This is a genomic window from Streptomyces sp. NPDC048297 (assembly GCF_043201585.1).
Classification (GTDB): domain Bacteria; phylum Actinomycetota; class Actinomycetes; order Streptomycetales; family Streptomycetaceae; genus Streptomyces.
Genome location: NZ_JBICZA010000023.1, coordinates 88237 through 109977 on the forward strand (window position 1 = coordinate 88237; position 21741 = coordinate 109977).

12 protein-coding genes are annotated in these 21741 nt (G+C 72.2%); 7 read left to right on the forward strand and 5 right to left on the reverse strand.

The window, feature by feature from the left end; all coding sequences use genetic code 11:
• The coding region (locus ACGFYV_RS24440) for a glycosyltransferase family 39 protein (RefSeq protein ID WP_393880601.1) at positions 1–1385 on the reverse strand (1385 nt) is incomplete at its 3' end.
• A 325-nt stretch (positions 1386–1710) separates the two neighbouring features.
• Here ACGFYV_RS24440 and ACGFYV_RS24445 point away from each other — a divergent pair.
• The 3 genes from ACGFYV_RS24445 to galE all read left to right on the forward strand — a co-directional run bounded on the left by ACGFYV_RS24445 (position 1711) and on the right by galE (position 5769).
• Positions 1711–2982, forward strand: a complete 1272-nt coding sequence (locus tag ACGFYV_RS24445; protein ID WP_393880571.1) for a glycosyltransferase 87 family protein — start codon at positions 1711–1713, stop codon at positions 2980–2982.
• A gap of 42 nt (positions 2983–3024) precedes the next feature.
• Positions 3025–4683 carry a glycosyltransferase gene (locus tag ACGFYV_RS24450; RefSeq protein WP_393880572.1) on the forward strand — a complete coding sequence of 553 codons (1659 nt, stop codon included), beginning with the start codon at positions 3025–3027 and terminating at the stop codon, positions 4681–4683.
• A gap of 105 nt (positions 4684–4788) precedes the next feature.
• Positions 4789–5769 carry a UDP-glucose 4-epimerase GalE gene (galE, locus tag ACGFYV_RS24455; RefSeq protein WP_393880573.1) on the forward strand — a complete coding sequence of 327 codons (981 nt, stop codon included), beginning with the start codon at positions 4789–4791 and terminating at the stop codon, positions 5767–5769.
• A 190-nt stretch (positions 5770–5959) separates the two neighbouring features.
• On the opposite strand, the gene ACGFYV_RS24460 is transcribed toward galE, so the two are convergent.
• Complete coding sequence (locus ACGFYV_RS24460) at positions 5960–6586, reverse strand: TetR/AcrR family transcriptional regulator (RefSeq protein WP_393880574.1); 627 nt, start codon at positions 6584–6586, stop codon at positions 5960–5962.
• A 207-nt stretch (positions 6587–6793) separates the two neighbouring features.
• On the opposite strand from ACGFYV_RS24460, the gene ACGFYV_RS24465 reads away from it, so the two are divergent.
• From ACGFYV_RS24465 to ACGFYV_RS24480, 4 genes are all read left to right on the forward strand, one after another.
• Entirely contained in the window at positions 6794–7708 is a 915-nt protein-coding gene (locus ACGFYV_RS24465; RefSeq protein ID WP_393880575.1) for an ABC transporter permease, read from the forward strand.
• Positions 7701–8570 carry an ABC transporter ATP-binding protein gene (locus ACGFYV_RS24470; protein ID WP_393880576.1) on the forward strand — a complete coding sequence of 290 codons (870 nt, stop codon included), beginning with the start codon at positions 7701–7703 and terminating at the stop codon, positions 8568–8570. Before ACGFYV_RS24465 ends, ACGFYV_RS24470 begins: the two co-directional genes overlap by 8 nt.
• 101 nt (positions 8571–8671) lie before the next feature.
• The gene (locus ACGFYV_RS24475; protein ID WP_393880577.1) at positions 8672–11074 is read left to right on the forward strand and encodes a CDP-glycerol glycerophosphotransferase family protein; all 2403 of its coding nucleotides are present in this window, start codon (positions 8672–8674) and stop codon (positions 11072–11074) included.
• Complete coding sequence (locus ACGFYV_RS24480; protein WP_393880578.1) at positions 11071–12735, forward strand: glycosyltransferase family 2 protein; 1665 nt, start codon at positions 11071–11073, stop codon at positions 12733–12735. The genes ACGFYV_RS24475 and ACGFYV_RS24480 overlap by 4 nt, the downstream gene beginning before the upstream one ends.
• 447 nt (positions 12736–13182) lie before the next feature.
• Here ACGFYV_RS24480 and ACGFYV_RS24485 read toward each other — a convergent pair whose 3' ends face one another.
• From ACGFYV_RS24485 to ACGFYV_RS24495, 3 genes are all read right to left on the reverse strand, one after another.
• Positions 13183–14664 (reverse strand): hypothetical protein, encoded by a 1482-nt coding sequence (locus tag ACGFYV_RS24485; protein WP_393880579.1) that lies wholly within the window; start codon positions 14662–14664, stop codon positions 13183–13185.
• Entirely contained in the window at positions 14645–15148 is a 504-nt protein-coding gene (locus tag ACGFYV_RS24490; protein WP_393880580.1) for a GtrA family protein, read from the reverse strand. The genes ACGFYV_RS24485 and ACGFYV_RS24490 overlap by 20 nt, the downstream gene beginning before the upstream one ends.
• A 193-nt stretch (positions 15149–15341) precedes the next feature.
• Positions 15342–20297, reverse strand: coding sequence for an NAD-glutamate dehydrogenase (locus ACGFYV_RS24495; RefSeq protein ID WP_393880581.1), 4956 nt, complete (start codon positions 20295–20297; stop codon positions 15342–15344).
• Positions 20298–21741 lie beyond the last annotated feature (1444 nt).

Consider the following 21741-nt stretch of genomic DNA (forward strand, 5'->3'; position numbering starts at 1 on the left):
ACCGCGTCCGGACCGGCGAACTCGCGGGCGGGCATGAACTCCTCGGCTAGGAGGGCGAGTTCGGCCCGCTCGGCGGGGCTGCGCGGGGGCCGGCGGCCGGTGAGCACGGCCGGGTCGGCCACGACCCACACCCGGTCCAGCCGGGCCGTCCGGCCGCGCAGCGTCGCCGCGTCCGCCTCCCGCCCGTACAGCGTCCCCGACTCGGGCGCCGGCACCGCGAGACCCAGGTCCCGCACGCCCCGGAACGCCTCCGGGTAGGCGAGTGCCGCGTTCCGCGTCTGTCCGGGCAGGAACAGCACCGGGTCCCCGGGCCGAAGCGCCCGCTGCGCGGCCAGGGAGACGGCGGCGAGGTCGTCGGGACGGTGGGCGGGGGCGCGGTCGTCCCGCAGGAGCGGGAGCTGGTGGACGACGGCCAGCAGGACGGCGACGACACCGGTGAGGGTGAGCGGCAAGGACGGCAGCAGGCGCCCCAGGACCCCGGCCACCCGGTCGACCCCCGCCGCCACGAGCAGCGGAGCCCCGCCGAGCGCGTACAGCACGTACCGGTCGACGTACAGCGGTGACATCTGCGAGGCCAGCATCAGCGCGAGCGGCGGCACGACCGCCAGCGGCAGCGCCACCCCCGCGCAGCTCACCTCCCCGCGCCGCCCCACCAGCCCCGCGAGTGCCACCAGGGCCAGCGCCAGACACGCCCAGTACACCCCGTCCGTCGGCCCGAGGAACGTCCGCAGCAGACCCTGCGCCGTCTCGATCGTCGGCCGCCGCAGCCATGCCACCTGGGCCGACTGGGCGTGCGAGACGAACGCCATCGGCAGCAGCGCCAGCCCCACCAGCGTCGCCGCGCACCCCCAGCCCCGCCACACCGGCGCCCCCGCCCGCGCGCACACCAGCGTCAGCGCGTGGGCGAGCAGCAGCAGGACCGCGAACTCGTGCAGCCAGCAGGTGAGTCCGAGGGCAACGCCGTACGCCCACCAGGAGCCGTCGCCCTGCACGGCGCGGACGAACAGCAGCGTCGCCCCGGCGGCACCGGCCGCGACGAGGGCGTAGGAGCGGCCCTCCTGCGCGTAGTGGCCGGCCATCGGCGAGACGGCGTACAGCAGCCCGGCCCACAGTCCGACCCTGGGCCGCGCGAGCCGGGCGCCGAGGGCGGCGACGAGGCCGGCGGTCGCGGCGGCGGCGCACACCGACGGAAGCCGCAGGACGACCTCGCCGGGGTGGACGGCGAGGACGGCGTGCATGAGGAGGTAGTACAGGCCGTGCACCGCGTCCACGCCGTGCAGCAGCCGCCAGATCTGCGGCACCGAGCGGCGCGCGACCTGGTAGGTGACGGCCTCGTCGCGCCACATCCCGCCCCGGTCGAGCCCCCAGAGCCCGAACCCGAGCATCACCAGCGCGGGCACGCAGACGGCCACGGACACGGACACGGCCGGCCGGGCGCGCCCCCCGGGCCGTCCCGGTGCACCGGTCGTCGGACCGGCCGGTGGACCAGTCGTCGGACCGGCCGGTGGACCAGTCGTCGGACCGGCCGGTGGACCAGTCGTCGGACCGGCCGGTACGACAGCGGTTCCGCCGGCCGCCCGACGCGACCGCGGCTTCACGAGAGGCCTGACGTTCACCACGGCCCGATCTTTTGCGATGAGACAACCTTTTACGCCTATTGACGGCGTATCGGCATGGATACACCATCCGCGCGGATTAGGCTCCCACGCGATGAACCGTCCCCGTGTCACCCCCGGCCCGGTCCTCGCCCTCACCGCCGCCTGGCTCGCCACCCGTCTCCTGATGCTGTGGCTGCTCGTCCACAGCGGCACACGCCTGCTCGGCGGGGGCTCCGTGACCCGTGAAGTGTGGCATCTCTACTTCCGCTGGTACGGCGTCCTGTCGCACGGCGGCTTCCCTGCGCACGACACGACCTGGCAGTACCCGCCGGGCGCGGGCCCGGTACTGCTGGCGCCGGGACTCGTACCGGGGTTGACGTACTTTCAGGCGTTCGTCGCACTGACGCTCGCCACGGACGTACTGATCACGGCGGCGCTGGTCGCCGCGGGGACCCGGCCCGGACGCAGCCTGCGCGGGGCGGCCGTGTGGACGGGCGGCCTGCCGCTGCTGCTGCACCTGCCGCTCGCGCGCTACGACGTGCAGGTCACGGCGTTCGCCGTCGTCTCCCTGCTGACGCTGAGGCGCCACCCGCGCGCGGGCGGTGCGTGCGCGGCGCTGGGCGCGCTGGTGAAGGTGTGGCCGGCGCTGGTGCTGCTGGGCGCGCCCCGGGGGCGGGTGACGCGGACGTCGTGGGTGTGGGCGGTGGCCGCCGGGGTCACCTCCCTGGCACTGCTGGCCGTTTCATTCAACAACCCCCTCGCCTTCCTGCGGCAACAGGGCGGCCGGGGCGTCCAGATCGAGTCGCTCGGCGGCACGGTCCTCAACCTGGCCCGGCACGCCGGATGGTCCGGCCGGGCCCACTACCAGTACGGCTCGGTCGAGCTGGTCGGCCCGCACGTGGCGGCCGTCGCCACCCTCTCCCTCGCACTCACCGCGGCGGCGTTCGGGCTGCTGGTGCTGTGGCGGGTGCGGGCGCGGCACTGGAGCCCGGCCACGCCGTACGACGCCGCGCTCGCCGCGGTGCTGCTGTTCACCGTCACCAGCCGGGTCATCAGTCCCCAGTACATGGTCTGGCTGCTGGGACTGGCCGCCGTGTGCCTGACCTCGCGGCACACCAGCCAGCGCCCGGTGGCCCTGCTCGTCCTCGCGGCGAGCGCGCTGAGCAGCGTGATCTTCCCGATGTACTACGGCGAGGTGGTCGCCGGCACCTGGACCGGCTGTCTGCTGACGCTGGGCCGGGGCGGGCTGCTGGCGGCGGCGGCCGTGCTGTCCTTCGTCCGGCTGTGGGGCGCGGCACGGCCGCCGTCCGGCCCTTCCACGCCGACGACGCACCCCCGCCCGGATTCAGACCGTCTTCCCCACCAAGCACTGAGCATCTCTTAACGGGCCATTACCGAGCATTCCTACGTTCCCCCTGTGGACCCCATGCATCGAGACCCACCAGAGACCCGTCCCCGAGACCCGCAAGAGGCAGGTCCCCGAGACCCGCAAGACACACGCCCCGCACCGCAGGCGGCCGTCGTCGTCATCGGCTACAACGACGCCGCCCATGTGGCCGACGCCGTCCGCTCGGCGCTCGGCCAAGGGGCCGCCGTCGGTGAGGTCGTCGCCGTGGACGACCGCTCCACGGACGGCAGCGGCGAGCTGCTGGACCGGCTGGCGGCGGAGGATCCCCGGCTGCGGGTGGTGCGCCGGGAGGCCAACAGCGGCGGCTGCGGCAGCCCGCGCAACACCGGGATCGACGCGGTGACGATGCCGTACGTGATGTTCCTGGACAGCGACGACGTGCTGCCGCCCGGCGCGGTGGACGCGCTGCTGCGGGCGGCCACGGGGGCGCGCGCCGAGGTCGCGAGCGGCCTGTGCGTGCGCCGGGAGCTGCCGTCGGGCCGCGACCAGCCCTGGCAGGCGTCCCTCTACACGGCGCACACCGTGCTCACGCGCCCCTCCCAGCGGCCCCGGCTGGTGCACGACACGCTGTGCGTCAACAAGCTGTACCGCACCGCCTTCCTGCGCGAGCACGGCATCCGGTTCCCCGAAGGGCGCTTCCTCTACGAGGACTTCGTCTTCACCGCGCGCGTGCTGGCCGCCGCGCCGCGCATCGCGCTCGTACCGCAGCGCGTGTACGTGTGGCACGTGCGCCGCTCCGCCGAGCACCTGTCCCTCTCCCTGGACCGGGACCGCATCGACAACTGGAAGGCGCGTACGAAGGCGTGCGCGCTGGTGTACGACATCCTGCTGGGCGCCGGGCAGAAGGAGCTGGCGCGGGCCGCGCGGGCGAAGTTCCTCGACCACGAGGTGCGCATGTACGCGCGCGAGCTGGGGTTGCGCGACGCGGACTACCGGCGCGCGTGGTGGACGCACACCCGCGCGTACCTCGCGCGCTACGACGCCGCCGACTGGGAGCTGAACCCGACGGCGCCCGGCCGGCTGATCGCCCGGGTCGTCATGGAGTCCGCCGACCCGGTCGACCTGCCCCGCCTGAAGGAACTCGCGGCCCGCCCCGCCCGGCTGCTCCCGCCCTACGCCCGCACCCCCGACGGCACACCCGTCTGGTCCGCCGACCTCCCGCAGGTCGCCCTCACCCCCTTCCTGACCCGCCCCACCGGTGTCCTCCCCCTCGCGCTGGACGCGGAACTGCGCCCACGCGCGCGGGACAGCCGGCTGCTGCTGCGGCTGCACGACCTGTACGGACGGGTCGCCGAGGCCGCCCCGCGCGAGGCGGAGCTGGAGTGGCGGTCCCGGGACGACGGCCGCGTCACCCGGCGCACGGTCACCGGCCTCACGCCCTGCGGCGCCGGCATCTGGTCGGCCGAGGTGCCCGTCGACCTGGCCGCGCTCGGCGCGGGCACCTGGGACCCGCGCCTGACCGTGCGCTTCGCGGACGGCGAGGAGCGGGACGTCACCGCCCACGCGCGCGCGGGCGCGGGCCGGCTGCGCCGCCGTGCCGTCCCGGACGCCCGGCACGGCCTGCTGCTGGTCCAGCCGTACGCCACCCACTCCGGCGCGCTCGCGCTGCGGGTGGCGACCGGAGTGCGCGGAGCCCTGACCGTCGTCCTCGGCCGCCTGCGCCGCCTGCTTCACTGAGGGGCGCGCAGAACCCTGCGCCACAACGCCACAGACCGACCCGCCACACACCGACCCGGCACAGACCGGGCCGGCACAGACCGACCGACGAGGGGACGCCCGTCCATGACCTGGCTGATCACCGGCGGCGCCGGATACATCGGCGCGCACGTCGTCCGCGCGATGACGCAGGCGGGCGAGCGGACCGTCGTCTACGACGACCTGTCCACGGGCGTCGCCGAGCGCGTACCGGAGCAGGTACCGCTGGTGGTGGGCTCCACCCTGGACGGCGGGAAGCTGGCGCGGGTGCTCGCCGAGCACGAGGTGAGCGGGGTCGTGCACCTGGCGGCGAAGAAGCAGGTCGGCGAGTCCGTCGACCTGCCGCTGCACTACTACCGCGAGAACGTGGAGGGCCTGCGCGTCCTCCTCGAAGCGGTCACGGATGCCGGCGTCCCCTCCTTCGTCTTCTCCTCCTCCGCCGCGGTGTACGGCATGCCGGACGTCGGCCTGGTCACCGAGGAGACCCCCTGTCTCCCCCTCTCCCCCTACGGCGAGACCAAGCTGGCCGGCGAGTGGCTGGTCCGCGCGACGGGCCGGGCCACGGGCCTCGCCACGGCCTCGCTCCGCTACTTCAACGTGGCCGGCGCCGCCACCCCCGCCCTCGCGGACACGGGCGTCTTCAACCTCGTCCCGATGGTCTTCGAGAAGCTCACCGAGGGCGCGGCCCCGCGCATCTTCGGCGACGACTACCCCACCCCCGACGGCACCTGCGTGCGCGACTACATCCACGTGGTCGACCTGGCCGAGGCCCACGTCGCCGTCGCCCGCGCCCTGGGCTCCGCCCCCGGCCACGACCTGACCCTCAACATCGGCCGCGGCGAAGGCGTTTCGGTCCGCGAGATGATCGACCGCATCAACGCCGTCACCGGCTACGCCCGCCCCGCCACGATCACCCCCCGCCGCCCCGGCGACCCCGCCCGCGTCGTCGCCTCCGCCGACCGCATCACCACCGAACTGGGCTGGCAGGCCAAGTACGACGTCCAGGACATGATCACCTCGGCCTGGGAGGGCTGGCTCCGAACGCATCCGGAGGCGGCGCGGTCGTAGCCCCCGGGTGACCACCCCTTGCCGGGGTTCGGGGAACAGGTGCTGAGGGCGAGGGACCTGGCCGGGCTCGCGCAGCGGCTGCTCTGAGCGGGGCCGGTGAAGTCCGGCGCGGGCCGCCAATGGAAGGTGGCACCCGCGCTCCGGCGCGGTCCGGCACCGGAGGGCGGCACCCGCGCGGCCCGGCACGCCCCTACAACGCCTTCAGCGCCCCCGCCGTCGCCCTGGCCAGGTGACCCAGATAGCCCTTGGGGAGTTTCGGGGAGCGGACGACCACCGAGCGCCAGTAGAGGGGGCCGGAGATCAGGTCGAGGGCGAGGTCGGGGTCCACTCCGGGCCGTACTTCGCCGCGCTGCTCGGCTGCCGCGACGATCTTGCTGGCGACGCCTTCCTGGCCGTCCCGGAGGGCCTTCTGCAGGGCTTCGGCGATGTCGGGGTTGCGGGCCGCCTCGGCCTGGAGGTCGGGGATGATCTGGGAGGCGACGGGGTGGCGCAGGGCGCGGGAGGTGACCTCGTACAGGAGGCGGAGGTCTGTCTCCAGGGAGCCGGTGTCGGGGACGGGCAGGCCCAGGACGGCCATCGCCGAGACCACGTCGAGGACCAGGTGGAGCTTGGAGCGCCAGCGCCGGTAGACGGCCGTCTTGCCGACGCCGGCCCGCCGCGCGATCCCCTCGATGGACATCCGGGCGTAGCCGACGGACGCCAGTTCCTCGAAGACGGCCCCGCGAATGGCCTCGGTCACGTCCTCCCGGAGCACCGCGGCCCCGGCGGGGGCACGTCGGCGCACGGGCTTCGGGGCCTCGTCGGCGTTGGTCGTCATGCGAACCAGCATAGGGCGTTACGACGAAACGGTTGCGTTCCGACGTCGGATGGGCCTAGTCTCGCGTTGCGACGATACGGTCCCGTCCCGACGTAAGAGAACGTGAAGAGAAGCGTAAGGAAACGCCGGGCGACGGACGGGGACCGCACGGGCCCGGCGCGAGCCGGACGACGCACCACCCCCCTCCCCCGAGCGAAAGCAGCGGATGTGAGCCAGGTCCTCGACACACCGCCCCCGACCCAGGTCCCGGCCGACGACGACCTCGCGGCCCTGGCCGCCCGGCACGGCCTCTCGGTCAGCGGCGCCCGCCCCACCCTGCGGGAGTACATCCGCCAGCTGTGGGCGCGCCGTCACTTCATCACCGCCTTCGCCACGGCCAAGCTCACCGCCCAGTACAGCCAGGCGAAGCTCGGCCAGGTCTGGCAGGTCATGACCCCGCTGCTGAACGCCGCGGTCTACTACTTCATCTTCGGCGTGCTCCTGGGCACCAGCCACGGGGTGCCGGACTACATCCCGTTCCTGGTCACCGGCGTGTTCATCTGGACGTTCACACAGAGCTCGATCATGGCCGGCACCCGCGCGATCTCCGGCAACCTCGGCCTGGTCCGCGCCCTGCACTTCCCGCGCGCCGCCCTGCCGATCTCGTTCTGCCTCCAGCAGCTCCAGCAGCTGCTGTTCTCGATGGGCGCGCTCATCGTCATCCTGCTGTGCTTCGGCATCCCGGTCTCCGCCTCCTGGCTGCTGGCGATCCCGGCGCTGATCCTGCAGTTCACGTTCAACGCCGGCGTGTCGATGGTCATGGCCCGCTGGGGCGCCAAGACCCCGGACATCGCCCAGCTGATGCCGTTCGTGCTGCGTACGTGGATGTACGTGTCCGGCGTGATGTGGAGCATCGGCAAGCTCACCAAGAAGGACGACCTGCCGCACATCGTCACGGTCCTGCTGGAGAACAACCCGGCCGCCATCTACATCGACCTGATGCGCTACTCGCTGATCGACAGCTTCCACTCCAGCCAGCTGCCCCCGCACGTCTGGGCCACCGCCCTGCTGTGGGCCCTGCTCGCCGGTGTCGGCGGCTTCATCTACTTCTGGAAGGCTGAGGAGACGTACGGCCGTGGCTGAGCAGACCGCAGAGAACATCCCCACCGTCGTCGCCGACGGCGTCGACATCGTCTACCGGGTGAACGGCACCGGCGCGGGCCGCGGCACCGCCACCGCCGCCCTCAACCGCATGCTGCGCCGCAAGCAGGCCGAACAGGCGGCCGGCGTGCGCAAGGTGCACGCGGTGAAGAAGGTGTCGTTCGTCGCCTACAAGGGCGAGGCGATCGGCCTCATCGGCACCAACGGCTCCGGCAAGTCGACCCTGCTCAAGGCGGTCGCCGGCCTGCTGCCCGTGGAGAACGGCCACATCTACACCGACGGCCAGCCCTCCCTCCTGGGCGTCAACGCGGCCCTGATGAACGACCTCACCGGCGAGCGCAACGTCTACCTCGGCGGCCTCGCCATGGGCATGTCCCGGGAGCAGGTCAAGGAGCGCTACCAGGAGATCGTCGACTTCTCCGGGATCAACGAGAAGGGCGACTTCATCACCCTGCCCATGCGGACGTACTCCTCCGGCATGGCCGCCCGGCTGCGCTTCTCCATCGCCGCCGCCAAGGACCACGACGTCCTGCTCATCGACGAGGCCCTGGCCACCGGCGACCGCTCCTTCCAGAAGCGCTCCGAGGACCGCATCCGCGAGCTGCGCAAGCACGCGGGCACGGTGTTCCTGGTCAGCCACAACAACAAGTCGATCCGGGACACCTGTGAGCGGGTGCTGTGGCTGGAACGCGGCGAGCTGCGCATGGACGGGGAGACCGAGGACGTCCTGAGGGAGTACGAGGCCTTCACCGGCGACAAGAGCGACAAGGCGAAGAAGCCCGCCCCCAAGAAGACGGTTCCGGCGCAGAAGCCCGAGGCGACCCCGGCTCCCGTCACTTCCTGAGCCGGGCTCTTACCTCAAGCGTGGTTATCCCTTTCATCCGCCTGGTGACAGTATGTTAAGAAAGGTGCCCCTGCGACGACGAGCCGAAGGAGTCCTCCGCGATGCCCCAACTCAGCGTCATCGTCTACGGGCCGAACGCCCAGGGGCATCTCACGGAAGTGCTGGACTCCCTGGACGCCCACCCGGTCCCGGACACCGAGGTGATCGTCGCCGCGGTCGGCGACTGGGCGCGGGAGACCGCCGAGGCCCACGCACCCGAGACGATCGTGGTGCCCCTGCCCGACGGCACCGGTGACGCCGAGGCCCGTGCGGCGGGCGCCGCGCGGGCCCGTGGCCGCTGGCTGCACTTCGTGCACGCCAAGGACGGCCTGCCCGCCGGCTCCTCCCGGCTGATCGCCGAACGCACCGCCGAACTGGACGCCGCGGACGGCGTGTACGGGACGAACGGGGCGGCCGGTGTGCACGGCGCGGACGATGTGCACGGGACGGGCGGTGTGCACAGCGCGGCCGGTGCGTACGGCACGGCCGCCGCGGATGGTACCGGCGGCGTCGGCGACACCGGCAGCGCCAGCAACACCGGCAGCACCAGCAACACTGGCAGCACCGGCAACACCGGCGGAGCCGACCGCACGGTCGACGTGCTCCTCCTCGACCACGTCACCACCACCTGGCGCACCGCCGCCACCCCCTCCCGCGACGGCCGCCTCCTCGCCGGTGCCGGCCGCACCCCCCTCGCCCTGGACGACGCGTCCGGCCTGCTGCGCCTCACCCCGCTGCTGGGCACCCGCGTCCTGCGCGCCGCGTTCTGGCGGGCGCACGAGGAGCGGCTCACCACCGACGACGAACCGGGCGCCGCCCACGCGGCCCTGCTGCTCGCCGGCCGCGTCGCCTGCCTGAACCAGGCCGCCTACGACAACCGCGTGCTGCGCCCCGAGAGCCTGCCGCCCCTCGTCGCCGCGGACCGCTTCGCGCTGATCGACCGCTACGAGTCGCTGTTCCCGCTCGCCGGCGACCGCCGCGCCACCCGCGCCGTCCTGTACGACCTGATGGTCCGCGACCTGGTGCGCACCTTCGCCCGCGAGGACATGCCCGACGCCGTGGCCCGCGAGTTCTTCCGCCGCGCCTCGCTCGCCGCCGTCCGCCGGCGCCCCGAGGGCCACCGGCGCCCGGCCGGTCTTGAGGGCGTGCGGCACGCGCTGCTCGAAGAGGGCGCCTACACCAGGTACCGCGCCTTCCAGGCCGCCAACCGCGCCCGCCGCGCCGCCAGGAAGACCGTTCGGACCCGTAGGCGGCAGGTCGGCGCGAAGGTCCGCGACCACCAGTACCGGCGCGCGCTGAGCCGCCCCGTCGACCCGAACCTCGCCGTGTTCACGGCCTATTGGGACCGCGGGATCTCCTGCAACCCGGCCGCGATCGCCGCGAAGCTCGCCGAACTCGCCCCGCACATCCGCCCGGTGTGGGTGGTCGGCAAGGACAACGCCGCCCTCCTGCCACCCGGCACCGACCACGTGATCCCTGGCACCCGCCGCTACTGGGATACCCTGGCCGGCGCCAAGTACCTCGTGAACAACGTCAACTTCCCCAACGCGGTGGTCAAACGCCCCGACGCGATCCACGTCCAGACCCACCACGGCACCCCGCTCAAGCGCATGGGCCTGGACCAGATGGACCACCCGGCCGCCGCCAAGGGCATGGACTTCGCCGCGCTGCTGGCCCGCATCGACAAGTGGGACTACAGCATCAGCGCCAACAGCCACTCCACCCGCATGTGGGAGCGCGCCTACCCGGCCCGCTACACCTCCCTGGACCACGGCTATCCGCGCAACGACGTCTTCTACTCCGCGACCGCCGCCGACGTCCTCGCGGCCCGCGAACGCCTCGGCATCGCACCGGGCCGCACAGCCGTCCTGTACGCCCCCACCCACCGCGACTACGAGGCCGGCTTCACCCCCCGCCTCGACCTCGCCGCCCTCGCCGACCGGCTCGGCGAGGACACCGTCCTGCTGGTCCGCGCCCACTACTTCTACGGCGGCACCGCCTCCCCGCTGACCGGCCTGCGCCGCTCGGGCCGGATCATCGACGTCTCCTCCTACGACCCCGTCGAGGAACTGTGCCTGGCCGCCGACGCGTTGGTCACGGACTACTCGTCGATCATGTTCGACTACGCCAACCTCGACCGGCCGATCGTGATCCACGCCGACGACTGGGAGACGTACCGCACCACCCGGGGCGTCTACTTCGACCTGATGGCCGAGGCCCCGGGCAAGGTCGCCCGCACCCAGGAGGAGCTGGCCGAGATCTTCCTCTCCGGCGCCTGGCGCGACGAGGGCGCGGCGAAGGCGCGGGCCGCGTTCCGGCGCAGGTTCTGCGAGTACGACGACGGGCGCGCCGCCGAACGGGTCGTACGCCGGGTGTTCCTCGGCGAGAGCGAGGACGCGCTGCCGCCGGTGCTCCCGGTCGAGGACCGCACGCCCGCCCCGGCCCCCGAGGAGGCCTCCGCATGACGACCCCCGACGTGACGGTCACGGTCATCGTCTACAACGACGCGGCCCGGCTGCCCCGAGCGGTCGCCTCCCTGCGCGCGCAGACGCACGCCGGCATCGAGATCATCATCAGCGACGACCACTCCACCGACGACACGCCCGCGGTGGCACGGGAGTTGGCCGCCCAGGACCCTCGCATCCGCTACCTGCGCCTGCCGGAGAACAGCGGCGGGTGCAGCGCGCCGCGCAATCGGGCCGTGGAGGTCGCGCGGGCGCCGTACCTGATGTTCCTGGACAGCGACGACGAACTCCCGCCGAGGGCGGTCGAGTTGCTGCTCGCGGCGCATCGCGAGCGCGAGGTGGACTTCACCATGGGCGCGGTCCGCCGGGTCCGGGTGGACAACGGACTCCGCACGACCTGGATGCCGCACCTGGTCGCCGAGCGGCGCACCGTGGAGGGCATCGACTCCGACCCGCGGCTTCTCTTCGAGCACCTGTCGACGAGCAAGATGTACGCGAAGGCGTTCCTCGACCGGCACCGGCTCCGCTTCCCCGAGGGCATCCACTACGAGGACCAGCTGTTCTCGGCGCAGGCGTACTGCCTGGCGAAGGCGTTCACGATCATTCCGGACCCGGTGTACGTCTGGTACATCGAGCCGTTCGCGGCAGCCGCGTCGGCGTCGATCTCGAACCAGCGGCACAAGATCTCCAACGTGCGGGACCGGGTGCATGTGCAGCGCCTGATCGACGACTTCCTCGTGAGCAGCGGACACGGGGCCCTCCGGGAGGACAAGGACTACAAGTTCCTCAAGCACGACTTCCGGATGTACGCGGGTGATCTGCCCTACCGGGACGAGGAGTGGCTGGAGTCCTTCGCGGAGGTCATGAACCCGTACCTGGACACCCTGGCGGACGGCGCGTACACCCGCCTTCCACGGCCCGAGCGGGTCGTCCTCCAGCTCCTGCGCGACGGCCGCCCGGCCGATGCCCGGCTCGCGGCGCGCGGGCTGGGCCAGGGGGTGGCACCGCGGCAGGTCACGACCGACGGCACGGGGGCGACGTACTGGGGCGACACGGTCCCCTCCTCCGCGCGGGCGCGCCGCGAACTGGACGTCAGCGACCTGGAGCTGGAGACCCGGCCGTTCCCCAGCGCGCACTTCAGGCACGAGGTCACCGAGTTGGTCCCCGGCGAGGGTGCCTCGGTGTCGTTGGCGATCCGCACGTACGACCCCGGTCTGCGCCTTCCCGTCGGCCCCCAGCGCGCGGCCCTGCTCCTGTCTCCCGGGCGGCGCCGTCTGACGGTCCCGTTCCGCCTGGACCCGGTCCGCCCCGGCGTCTTCGAAGGCCGCGTCCGCCTGGACCCGGCCGCGGCCCGCCTCCCCCTGCACGGCTTCGCCGGGATCCGCCACCCTCTGCTCCGCCTGGAGCAGCAGGGCCTGGCCCACACCGGCATCCTCCTCGCCCCCCTCGACTTCCCCGCCACCACCACCCGCATCCCCTACCGCTCCGGCGCCGCCCCCCACGACGTCACCATCGAACCCGAAGGACGCAACCCCGGCCGTGTACAACTCCGCTGGCGTCCGGCAGGTGTGACGGCGCGGGTGATCCGCCCAACGATCCAAAAGCTGGCCCACCCAAAACTCCGCACCGCCGCACGCCTGGCGGCGAGCGTCCTGAAGTAGGTGGGCGCCTAAGCGCCGTTGCCCCTGCGGGCCGTCGCGCGTCTGCGACTCCGATCCAGCCGATCGCGCAGTTCCCCGCGCCCCTAGGGAACTGCAGCGCCGTCGGCTGAAATGGGCTGTCGCCATAACGCCGTTACCCTGCCGGCCGTCACGCGCCTGCGGGCCCAAGGTGGCCGATCGCGCAGTTCCCCGCGCCCCCATGGAACTGCAGCACCGTCAGCTGGAACGGGCTGTCGCCATAGCGGCCTTGCCCTGTCGGCCGTCGCGCGTCTGCGGGCGCAAGATGGCTGGTCGCGCAGTTCCCCGCGCCCCTAGGGAACTGCATTGCCGTCCGCTGGAAATGGGGCCCCGCTTCAGCTGCGGGCAATCGTGCCGCTGGGGCGGCACAGGTGGGCGCGGCGGCGACCTGTAAGCGCCGGGGAGGGATAGCCGCCCCTCGTCGGCCGGTTACGGCACCGGTCGGTCTTGGAACTCGTAAAGGGACTGGCCGGACGGGCCTTTGGTGATTTGGTGGAGCCAGGGGGCGGGCGGACCGCCGAGGACCCAGTGTGCTCCGTATGCGCGGAGTATCGCCAGCCGCCCGGAGGGCGACGTCCCGGCGGCGAAGTAGCGCCGTACCGCCGCGTCCCGGCTCGACGCGTCCGGCAGGAACACGTCGGGGTAGCCGGGAGCCACGGTGTACGGCCCGTACGCGGGGATCTGCCGGGCCGGGAAAGTGCGGGCCATGACCACGTCGCCGTACCTCACCCAGGGCGTGATCCAGTGATAACCCACCCACGGCGCCCGATACTTCGCCGCGACCGCGGAGGGCAGCGCGTCCCGCCCGACCGCGTACCCGAGCGTCCCCGCCTGCGTCCACGCGCCGACGACCAGCGTGGCGCCGAGCACGCAGGCCCACCCGGCCCGCACCGCCCGCCTTCCCGCCGACACGACCTCCAGCGCCGCCGCGAGCTGCGCCGGGATCAGGACCGCCGGCAGGGCGCGGCCCCACGAGTAGTGGCCGGTCAGGCCGCCCGCGGCGAACACCAGCACACCGAGGAGGAAGAAGAGGACCAGAGGGTCCCGGCGGTCCCGCCGCAGGCGCAGGGCCAGGGCGGCGACGCCTAGCAGGACCAGGCCGAACCGGCCGAGAAGGTGGTCGTAGAGGGGGCGGTGGATCGCCTCCAGGTCCGCGCCCGCGGAGAACAGCGCGAAGAAGTCGTAGTACGGCCAGAGCCACAGCACCACCACGCCGAGAGCGAGCGCGGCGCCGACGCGCAGCAGCGCCCGCCGGCCGGGCCGCGCCGCGATCACCGCGGCGAGCGCGCCGAGGGACGCGACCACGCCCGTGAACTGGTGGCACAGAAGGATCAGCGCCCACAGGCAGCCCAGCCCCAGCCATGTGCCCCAGCCGCTCTCACCGCGCAGCGCCCCGGTGAGCCACGCCCAGAAGTGGAAGGAGAGGCCGAGCGCGAACACGCTGGGGTACGACACCGTCAGCGCGAGGGAGTTGAGGCCGAGGAAGCCGCTCCAGTTGAACAGGACCGGCCCCCACAGGAAGACCAGGCACAGGAGGGCCAGCGCGGGCGCGGCGCGATGGGCGCTGAGCGTGCGCACGTACCGCCACACGCCGGTGGCCAGCAGGCCGAGCCCGACGAGCGCGGCGAGCCGCAGGACGACGAAGACCGACAGGCCCGTGAGCTTGGCGACGGCGCCGAGGACGAGCATCCACGGCGAGTAGTAGGGGCTCGGGGTGTCCGCGTCGACCAGCGGGTTCCCGGGGTGCAGCAGGCTGTACCGCAGTCGCTGCACGGTCGCCGCGTGCATGCCGAGGTCGCCCGCCCAGGGCAGCCGGACCACGACCAGCAACATCAGGGCCAGCACGAGCGCGGCGGCGACCTGGGGCAGGGCCCGGCCTGCGCTCGTCGTCCTAGGCGGCGCGGCGCGCATCCTGCTGGAACACCCAGGTGCGGTAGACGAGGAAACGGAAGGCGGAGGCCAGCACGATCGACCACGCCTTCACCACGTTCGATTCGAACGCGCTGTGCAGTCCGAACCCGTGATATCCGACCCAGAACAAGCCGCTTTCCATCACCACGCCGAGACCGCTGAAGACGAAGAACAGCACGATCTGCCGGCGGGTGCGCGAGGCCCGGTCCCGGTAGGTGAAATAGCGGAAGCCCAGGTAATTCGTCGCCATCGCGATACAGCTGGCCAGGACCGTCGCGGTCATCGCCCCCTGGGCCAGGCCGTGCAGCAGCAGGTTGAACACCAGGAAGTTGACGAGGACACCGCTGCCGCCGACGACCCCGAATTTCGCGACCTCCAGCGCGACCCGCCTGAGGGACCGGGCCGGAGCCGAATCCGGGGCCGAATCCGGAGCCGGAAACTGTGCGGGTACTGCCACGCGGGTCTCGGTGAGGTTCGCTGTCACAGCGCAGACCCTATCCGAAGTACACCGATCAGCAGGAAACGGTAAATTCGCCGCACGTTTTCGTCTAAAGGTCGGCAAGAAGACAAGAAGAAAGGCGCCCCGAACCGATCAGGCCGATCAGATCCGGGGCGCCTTCCGCGCCGTACTGCTACGCCGTCATACGACTACGACACGACTACAACTACGACTAGGACTACGAATGCGTGCGCAGCAGCGTCCGCATCGTCCGCATCGCCACCGACAGGTTGGCGAGGTCGAAGGCGTCCGAACCGCGGATCTCCTCCAGCGTGGTGCGCGCCCGGCCGAGCAGCGCCGCGTTCTTCTGCTCCCAGGCCTCGAACCGCTGCTCGGGCGTCGAGCTGCCGTTGCCGACGGCGAGAACGTCCGCGGTGAGTGCCGCGTGGGCCGCGAAGAGGTCCTCGCGGATCGAGGCGCGCGCCATGGACTGCCAGCGGTCGGCGCGGGGCAGCTCGATGATCCGGTCCATGAGCTGGGTGACGCCGAGGCGGTCGGCGAGGTCGTAGTAGACCTCGGCGACGTCCAGCGGCTCCTTGCCCATGCGGTCGGCCACCGAGACGATGTCCAGCGCCGGGAACGCCGAGGAGAACCCGGCCACGCGGGTGGCCAGTTCGTCCGTGACGCCGGCGGCGGTCAGCTCGTCGTAGATGTGCTGCCACCACTCCAGGTCCGCGCCGCGCACCAGCTTCGGCAGCTGCTGCCAGACCTGCTCGACCCGCTCGGCGAAGAACTCGACCGTCTCGGCGAGTTCCAGCGGCTGCGGCCGGTTGTTGAGCAGCCAGCGCGTGCCGCGCTCGACCAGACGGCGCGAGTGCAGCCGGATCCGGGTCTGCACGTCCGCGTCGACCTTGTTGTCCAGCTCCTCGACCGCGTCCCACACCGGCGCCGAGCGGAAGATCACGCGAGCCGCGGTCTGGGCGCGGACGATCTCCTCCAGCGAGGCACCGGTCTCCTCGCGCAGCCGGTGCAGGTACGTCGTACCGCCCGTGTTGACCGTGTCGTTGACCAGCACGGTCGTGGTGATCTCACGGCGCAGCGGGTGGCTGTCGACCGCGTCCGCGAACCGCTCGCGCAGCGCCGTCGGGAAGTACGCGTGCAGCAGGCCGCGCAGGTACGGGTCGTCCGGCAGCGTGGTGGCCAGCAGCTCCTCGGCGACCGTGATCTTCGTGTACGCCAGCAGGACGGCCGTCTCCGGGCCGGTCAGACCGGTGCCGGAGCCGAGGCGCTCGCGGATCTGGCGGTCGGTCGGCAGGAACTCCAGCGCCCGGTCCAGGTGGCCGTCGCGGACCATGTGGCGGATGAACCGCTGCTGCGCGTGCAGCATGTCCTTGGACTGGAAGAGGGCGTTGGCGAGCGCCACGTTCTGCGCGTAGTTGTTGCGCAGCACCAGCGCGCCGACCTCGTCGGTCATCTCGGCGAGCAGCTTGTTGCGCTGCTTGACGGTCATGTCGCCGTCCGTGACCAGGCCGTTCAGCAGGATCTTGATGTTCACCTCGTGGTCGGAGGTGTCCACGCCTGCGCTGTTGTCGATCGCGTCGGTGTTGATCTTCCCGCCCTGCGTGGCGAACTCGATCCGGCCGAGCTGGGTCAGACCCAGGTTGCCGCCCTCGCCGACGACCTTGACCCGCAGGTCCTTGCCGTCGACCCGGATGGCGTCGTTGGCCTTGTCGCCGACGTCCGCGTTCGACTCCGCCGACGACTTCACGTACGTGCCGATGCCGCCGTTCCACAGCAGGTCGACCGGCGCGTGCAGGATCGCCTTCATCAGGTCGGCCGGGGTCATCTTGGAGATCTTCTCCTCGATGCCCAGCGCCTCGCGGATGTGCGCGTTGAGCTGGATCGCCTTGGCGCTGCGCGGGAAGACCCCGCCGCCCGCCGACAGCAGCTCGGTGTTGTAGTCGGCCCAGCTGGAGCGGGGCAGCTCGAACAGGCGGCGGCGCTCGGCGTAGGAGGTGACCGCGTCCGGGACCGGGTCGATGAAGATGTGCCGGTGGTCGAAGGCGGCGACCACCCGGATGTGCTCGGACAGCAGCATGCCGTTGCCGAACACGTCACCGGACATGTCACCGATGCCGACGACCGTGAAGTCCTCGGACTGCGTGTCCACGCCCAGCTCGCGGAAGTGCCGCTTCACGGACTCCCAGGCGCCGCGCGCGGTGATGCCCATGCCCTTGTGGTCGTAGCCCGCGCTGCCGCCGGAGGCGAACGCGTCGCCCAGCCAGAAGTCGTACGACTCCGCGACCCCGTTGGCGATGTCGGAGAACGTCGCCGTGCCCTTGTCGGCCGCGACCACCAGGTAGGTGTCGTCCTCGTCGTGCCGCACCACGTCCTTCGGCGGCACGACCTCGCCGGCCACCATGTTGTCGGTGATGTCGAGCAGCGCCGAGATGAACGTCTTGTAGCTGGCGATGCCCTCGGCCAGCCACGCGTCCCGGTCCACGCTCGGGTCGGGCAGCTGCTTGGCGACGAAGCCGCCCTTGGCGCCGACCGGCACGATGACGGTGTTCTTCACCATCTGCGCCTTGACCAGGCCGAGGATCTCGGTCCGGAAGTCCTCACGCCGGTCGGACCAGCGCAGGCCTCCGCGCGCGACCTTGCCGAAGCGCAGGTGCACGCCCTCGACGCGCGGCGAGTACACCCAGATCTCGAACGCCGGGCGCGGCGCGGGCAGGTCCGGGATGGCCTGCGGGTCGAACTTCATGGAGACGTACGAGTGCGGCTCCAGGTGGTCGCGCGTGCGCTGGAAGAAGTTCGTGCGCAGGGTCGCCTTGATGACGGTCAGGAAGGAGCGCAGGATGCGGTCCTCGTCCAGGCTCGCCACCTGGTCCAGCGCCGCGTCCAGCTCCTCCAGCAGCGCGTCGGTGAGCTCCACGCCGGCCTGCTGCCGCTCCGGCGCCATCCGCGCCTCGAAGAGGGAGACGAGCAGCCGGGTGGTGTGGACGTTGTTGCGGAGGGTGTCCTCCATGTAGTCCTGGCTGAAGGTGGAGCCGGCCTGGCGCAGGTACTTGGCGTACGCGCGCAGCACCATCGCCTGCCGCCAGGTCAGCCCGGCGCTCAGGACGAGGGCGTTGAAGCCGTCGTTCTCGGCCGCGCCGGTCCAGGTCGCGGCGAACGCCTCCTGGAACCGCTCACGGCCGCCCTCGCCGAGGAGGTCGCCGCTGCCGCCGGCCGTCGACCTGGGCATACGCAGGCCGAAGTCGTAGATCCAGCCGGTGGTGCGGTCCGCGCAGCGCAGCTCGTACGGCCGCTCGTCCACGACCTCGACGCCGAGCCGGTTGAGCACCGGCAGCACGGCGGACAGGGAGACCGCGGCACCCTTGCGGTAGATCTTGAAGCGGCGCTCCTCCGGAGAGGCGCCCACCGGCTCGTACAGGCTGAGCGAGAAGTCGTTGCCCGCCTCGTCGGTGAGCCGCTCCAGGTGGACCAGGTCGGCGACCGCCGCGCGCGGGGTGTGGTCGGCCTTGTAGCCCTCGGGGAAGGAGTTGCCGTTGTTGTAGCGGCGCAGCAGCTCGGCGGCGCGCTCCTCGCCGCACTCGGCGTTGAGCGCCTCGGCGAACCCGTCGGCCCAGGAGCGGGCGGCCTCGACCAGGCGGGCCTCGATGCGCTCCCGGTCGGCGTCCGAGAGCTGGGGCAGCACGGTGCCGGGCTGGACACGGACGACGAAGTGCAGCCGGGACAGGATCGACTCGGTGTTCCAGGCGGTGAAGTCGACGCTGATGCCGTCGAGCTCCTCCTTCAGGATGTCGATGATCCGCAGCCGGACACCGGTGGTGTAGCGGTCGCGCGGCAGGTAGACGAGGGCCGAGTAGTAGCGGCCGTACTCGTCCTGGCGCAGGTAGAGCCGCAGCCGGCGCCGCTCCTGCAGGTACAGCACGCTCGTCGCGATGGCCTGCAGCTCGGCGGTCGGGGTCTGGAACAGCTCGTCGCGCGGGTACGTCTCCAGGATCTGGAGCAGGTCGCGGCCGTCGTGGCTGTGGGGCGAGAACCCGGCACGGACCAGGACCTCGTCCACCTTGCGGCGGATGACCGGGACCCGGCGGACGGACTCGGTGTAGGCGGCGGAGGAGAACAGGCCGAGGAAGCGGCGCTCGCCGACGACGTTGCCGTCCGCGTCGAACTTCTTGACGCCGATGTAGTCCAGGTACGACGGCCGGTGCACGGTGGCCCGGCTGTTCGCCTTGGTCAGCACCAGCTGCTTGTGCTCGCGGGCCTTGGCGCGGGCGTCGGCCGGCAGCCGCTCGAAGGAGGGGCTGACCGGGTGCTGGTCGTCCTCGGCGTGCTGCGGGTCGGAGCGCAGGATGCCGAGGCCGGTGCCGGGCACGGCGGCCAGGGTGTCGTCGCCGCGCAGCTCGTACTCGCGGTAGCCGAGGAAGGTGAAGTGGTCGGCGGAGAGCCAGCGCAGCAGCTCGCGGGCCTCCTCGACGTCCGGCCCGGGGAGGTCGGCCGGCCGGGGCTCGTCGCCCAGCCCGTCGGCGAGACGGGTCGCCGCGTCCCGCATCTTCTCCCAGTCCTCGACGGACTCACGGACGTCGGAGAGCACGCGCAGCAGATCGGCGGTGATCTGCTTCAGGTCGGCTCGGTCCGTCTCCCGGTCGGTCTCGACGTGGATCCAGGACTCGATGTGCGCGTCGTGCGGGAGGTCGGCGGTGGGCGCGGCCGGCAGCACCTCGATGAGCTTGCCGACGACGTCGCGCCGGACGACGATCTGCGGGTGGATGACGACGTGGATGCCGCGTCCCTGCCGGGTCAGCTCGTTGGTGACCGAGTCCACGAGGAAGGGCATGTCGTCGGTGACGACCTCCACGACCGTGTGGCTGCAGGTCCAGCCGTTCTCCTCGACCGTCGGGGTGTGCACCCGGACGTTCGCGGTGCCCTGCGGGCGGTTCTCGGCAAGCCGGTAGTGCGAGACCGCGGCGCCGAAGACGTCGACCGGGTCCCGGTCGGCAAGGTCCTCCGGGGCGGTGTGCAGGTAGTAGCGCTGGAGGAACGCGAGTACGGATTCGCTGTCCGGAGCGCCGGTGTCCTCGCTCGTCGTCCCAGTCGGTAGGTGCCCCCCGACCGGGCTGTTCTCAGCTACCCGAGCCGCCCGTTCGAGCAGCTCGGCCTTGGCTTCGTCCAGCTTGGTCTGCATTGTCCTCTGGCTCCTGTCGCGCGCCGTTGCGTGACGTAGAAGGAAAAACGGTGCTTTCCCCTCCGGCTCGACGCCACGGCCCGGGAATGTCCGGACCGATCAGACGCTATGCCGCAAGGGGAGATGAGCGGGGGGAATTCGGCCATCGTCGGCACAACCACAGGGTCCGGCGCTGCCGTCGGCATCGCCGTCTCCCGGACCGCCGTCGGCGTCCTGGGGGCTTCCGCGCCCCCGACCCGCCCGCGAGGACCAGCGACCGCCGCCCGGTCACGGAGGTGCTCCGTGCAACCCGGGCGCAGGGCAGGAGCACAAGCGCTCCCGCGAGATATCGCGCTGATCACGCCACCAGGCTATCGCTCATCCCCCCGGGCCCGTCATGAGCCGTATGTGTACAAAACCAAGCGGTGAACTTTGACGTTCTGCACAGGGGCAGCACGGGGACGAGTGACGTATCAGGCCATTCGGCCGGGGGTGGGGGTGCGTGGATTGGGGCGGGGGGTTGGGGTGAGAGTGAGGGGTGAGGGTGGCGGGACGCGCGTGGGGGGCGGGGGTGGCGGGACGTGCATGGGGGGCGTGGGTGGTGAGGCGCGGATGAGGGGTGTGGCTGGAGGGGCGTGGGTGGTGGGGCGTGGGGGAGGTGGCGCGTGGGTGGAGAGGCGCGGGTGGGGAGCATGGGGTGGGGCGCGAGTGAGAAGCATGGGAGTGGGGCGCGCGTGGTGGGGCGTGTGACGGGGGCGCGTTTTGGGCGCGGGCACTGCCACGCGTGGCCCGGCGCGAAGGTGCGGATCTCGTTGCCGATGCCGGACGGGGCAGCCACCGTGCCAGACCGGGCGCGTCCAGTACGGGCACCGTGCCGGGCCGGGTACATGGCCCCGCCGGACCCGCGTGGTGGGACGCGTGAGGAGGTCCGATACGGGCGCCTGCACTGCCACGCGTGGCCCGGCGCGAAGGTGCGGATCTCGTTGCCGATGCCGGACGGGGCACTCACCGTGCCGGACCAGGCGCGTCCAGTACGGCCACCGCACCCGGCCGGACACACGGCCCCGCCTGATCCGCGTGACGGGGTGCGCGCGCGAGGAGGGCGCGACACCGGCACCCACGCTGCCACGCGGCGGTCCGACACGCGGCGGGGGTGCCGACCCCGCTGCCCGGTACCGGACGGCACAGTCACCGCGACGGACCAGGCACGTCCAGTGCAGCCACCGTGCCCGACCGGGCACCCGGCCCGCCGGAACCGCGTGACGAGGGGCACGCGTGAGAAGGACGCGACACCGGCACCCGCGCCGCCACACACGATCCGACACGCGGCCGGGGTGCCGACCCCGCTGCCCGATACCGGACGGCACAGCCACCGCGACGGACCAGGCACGTCCAGTGCAGCCACCGTGCCCGACCGGGCACCCGGCCCGCCGGAACCGCGTGACGAGGGGCACGCGTGAGAAGG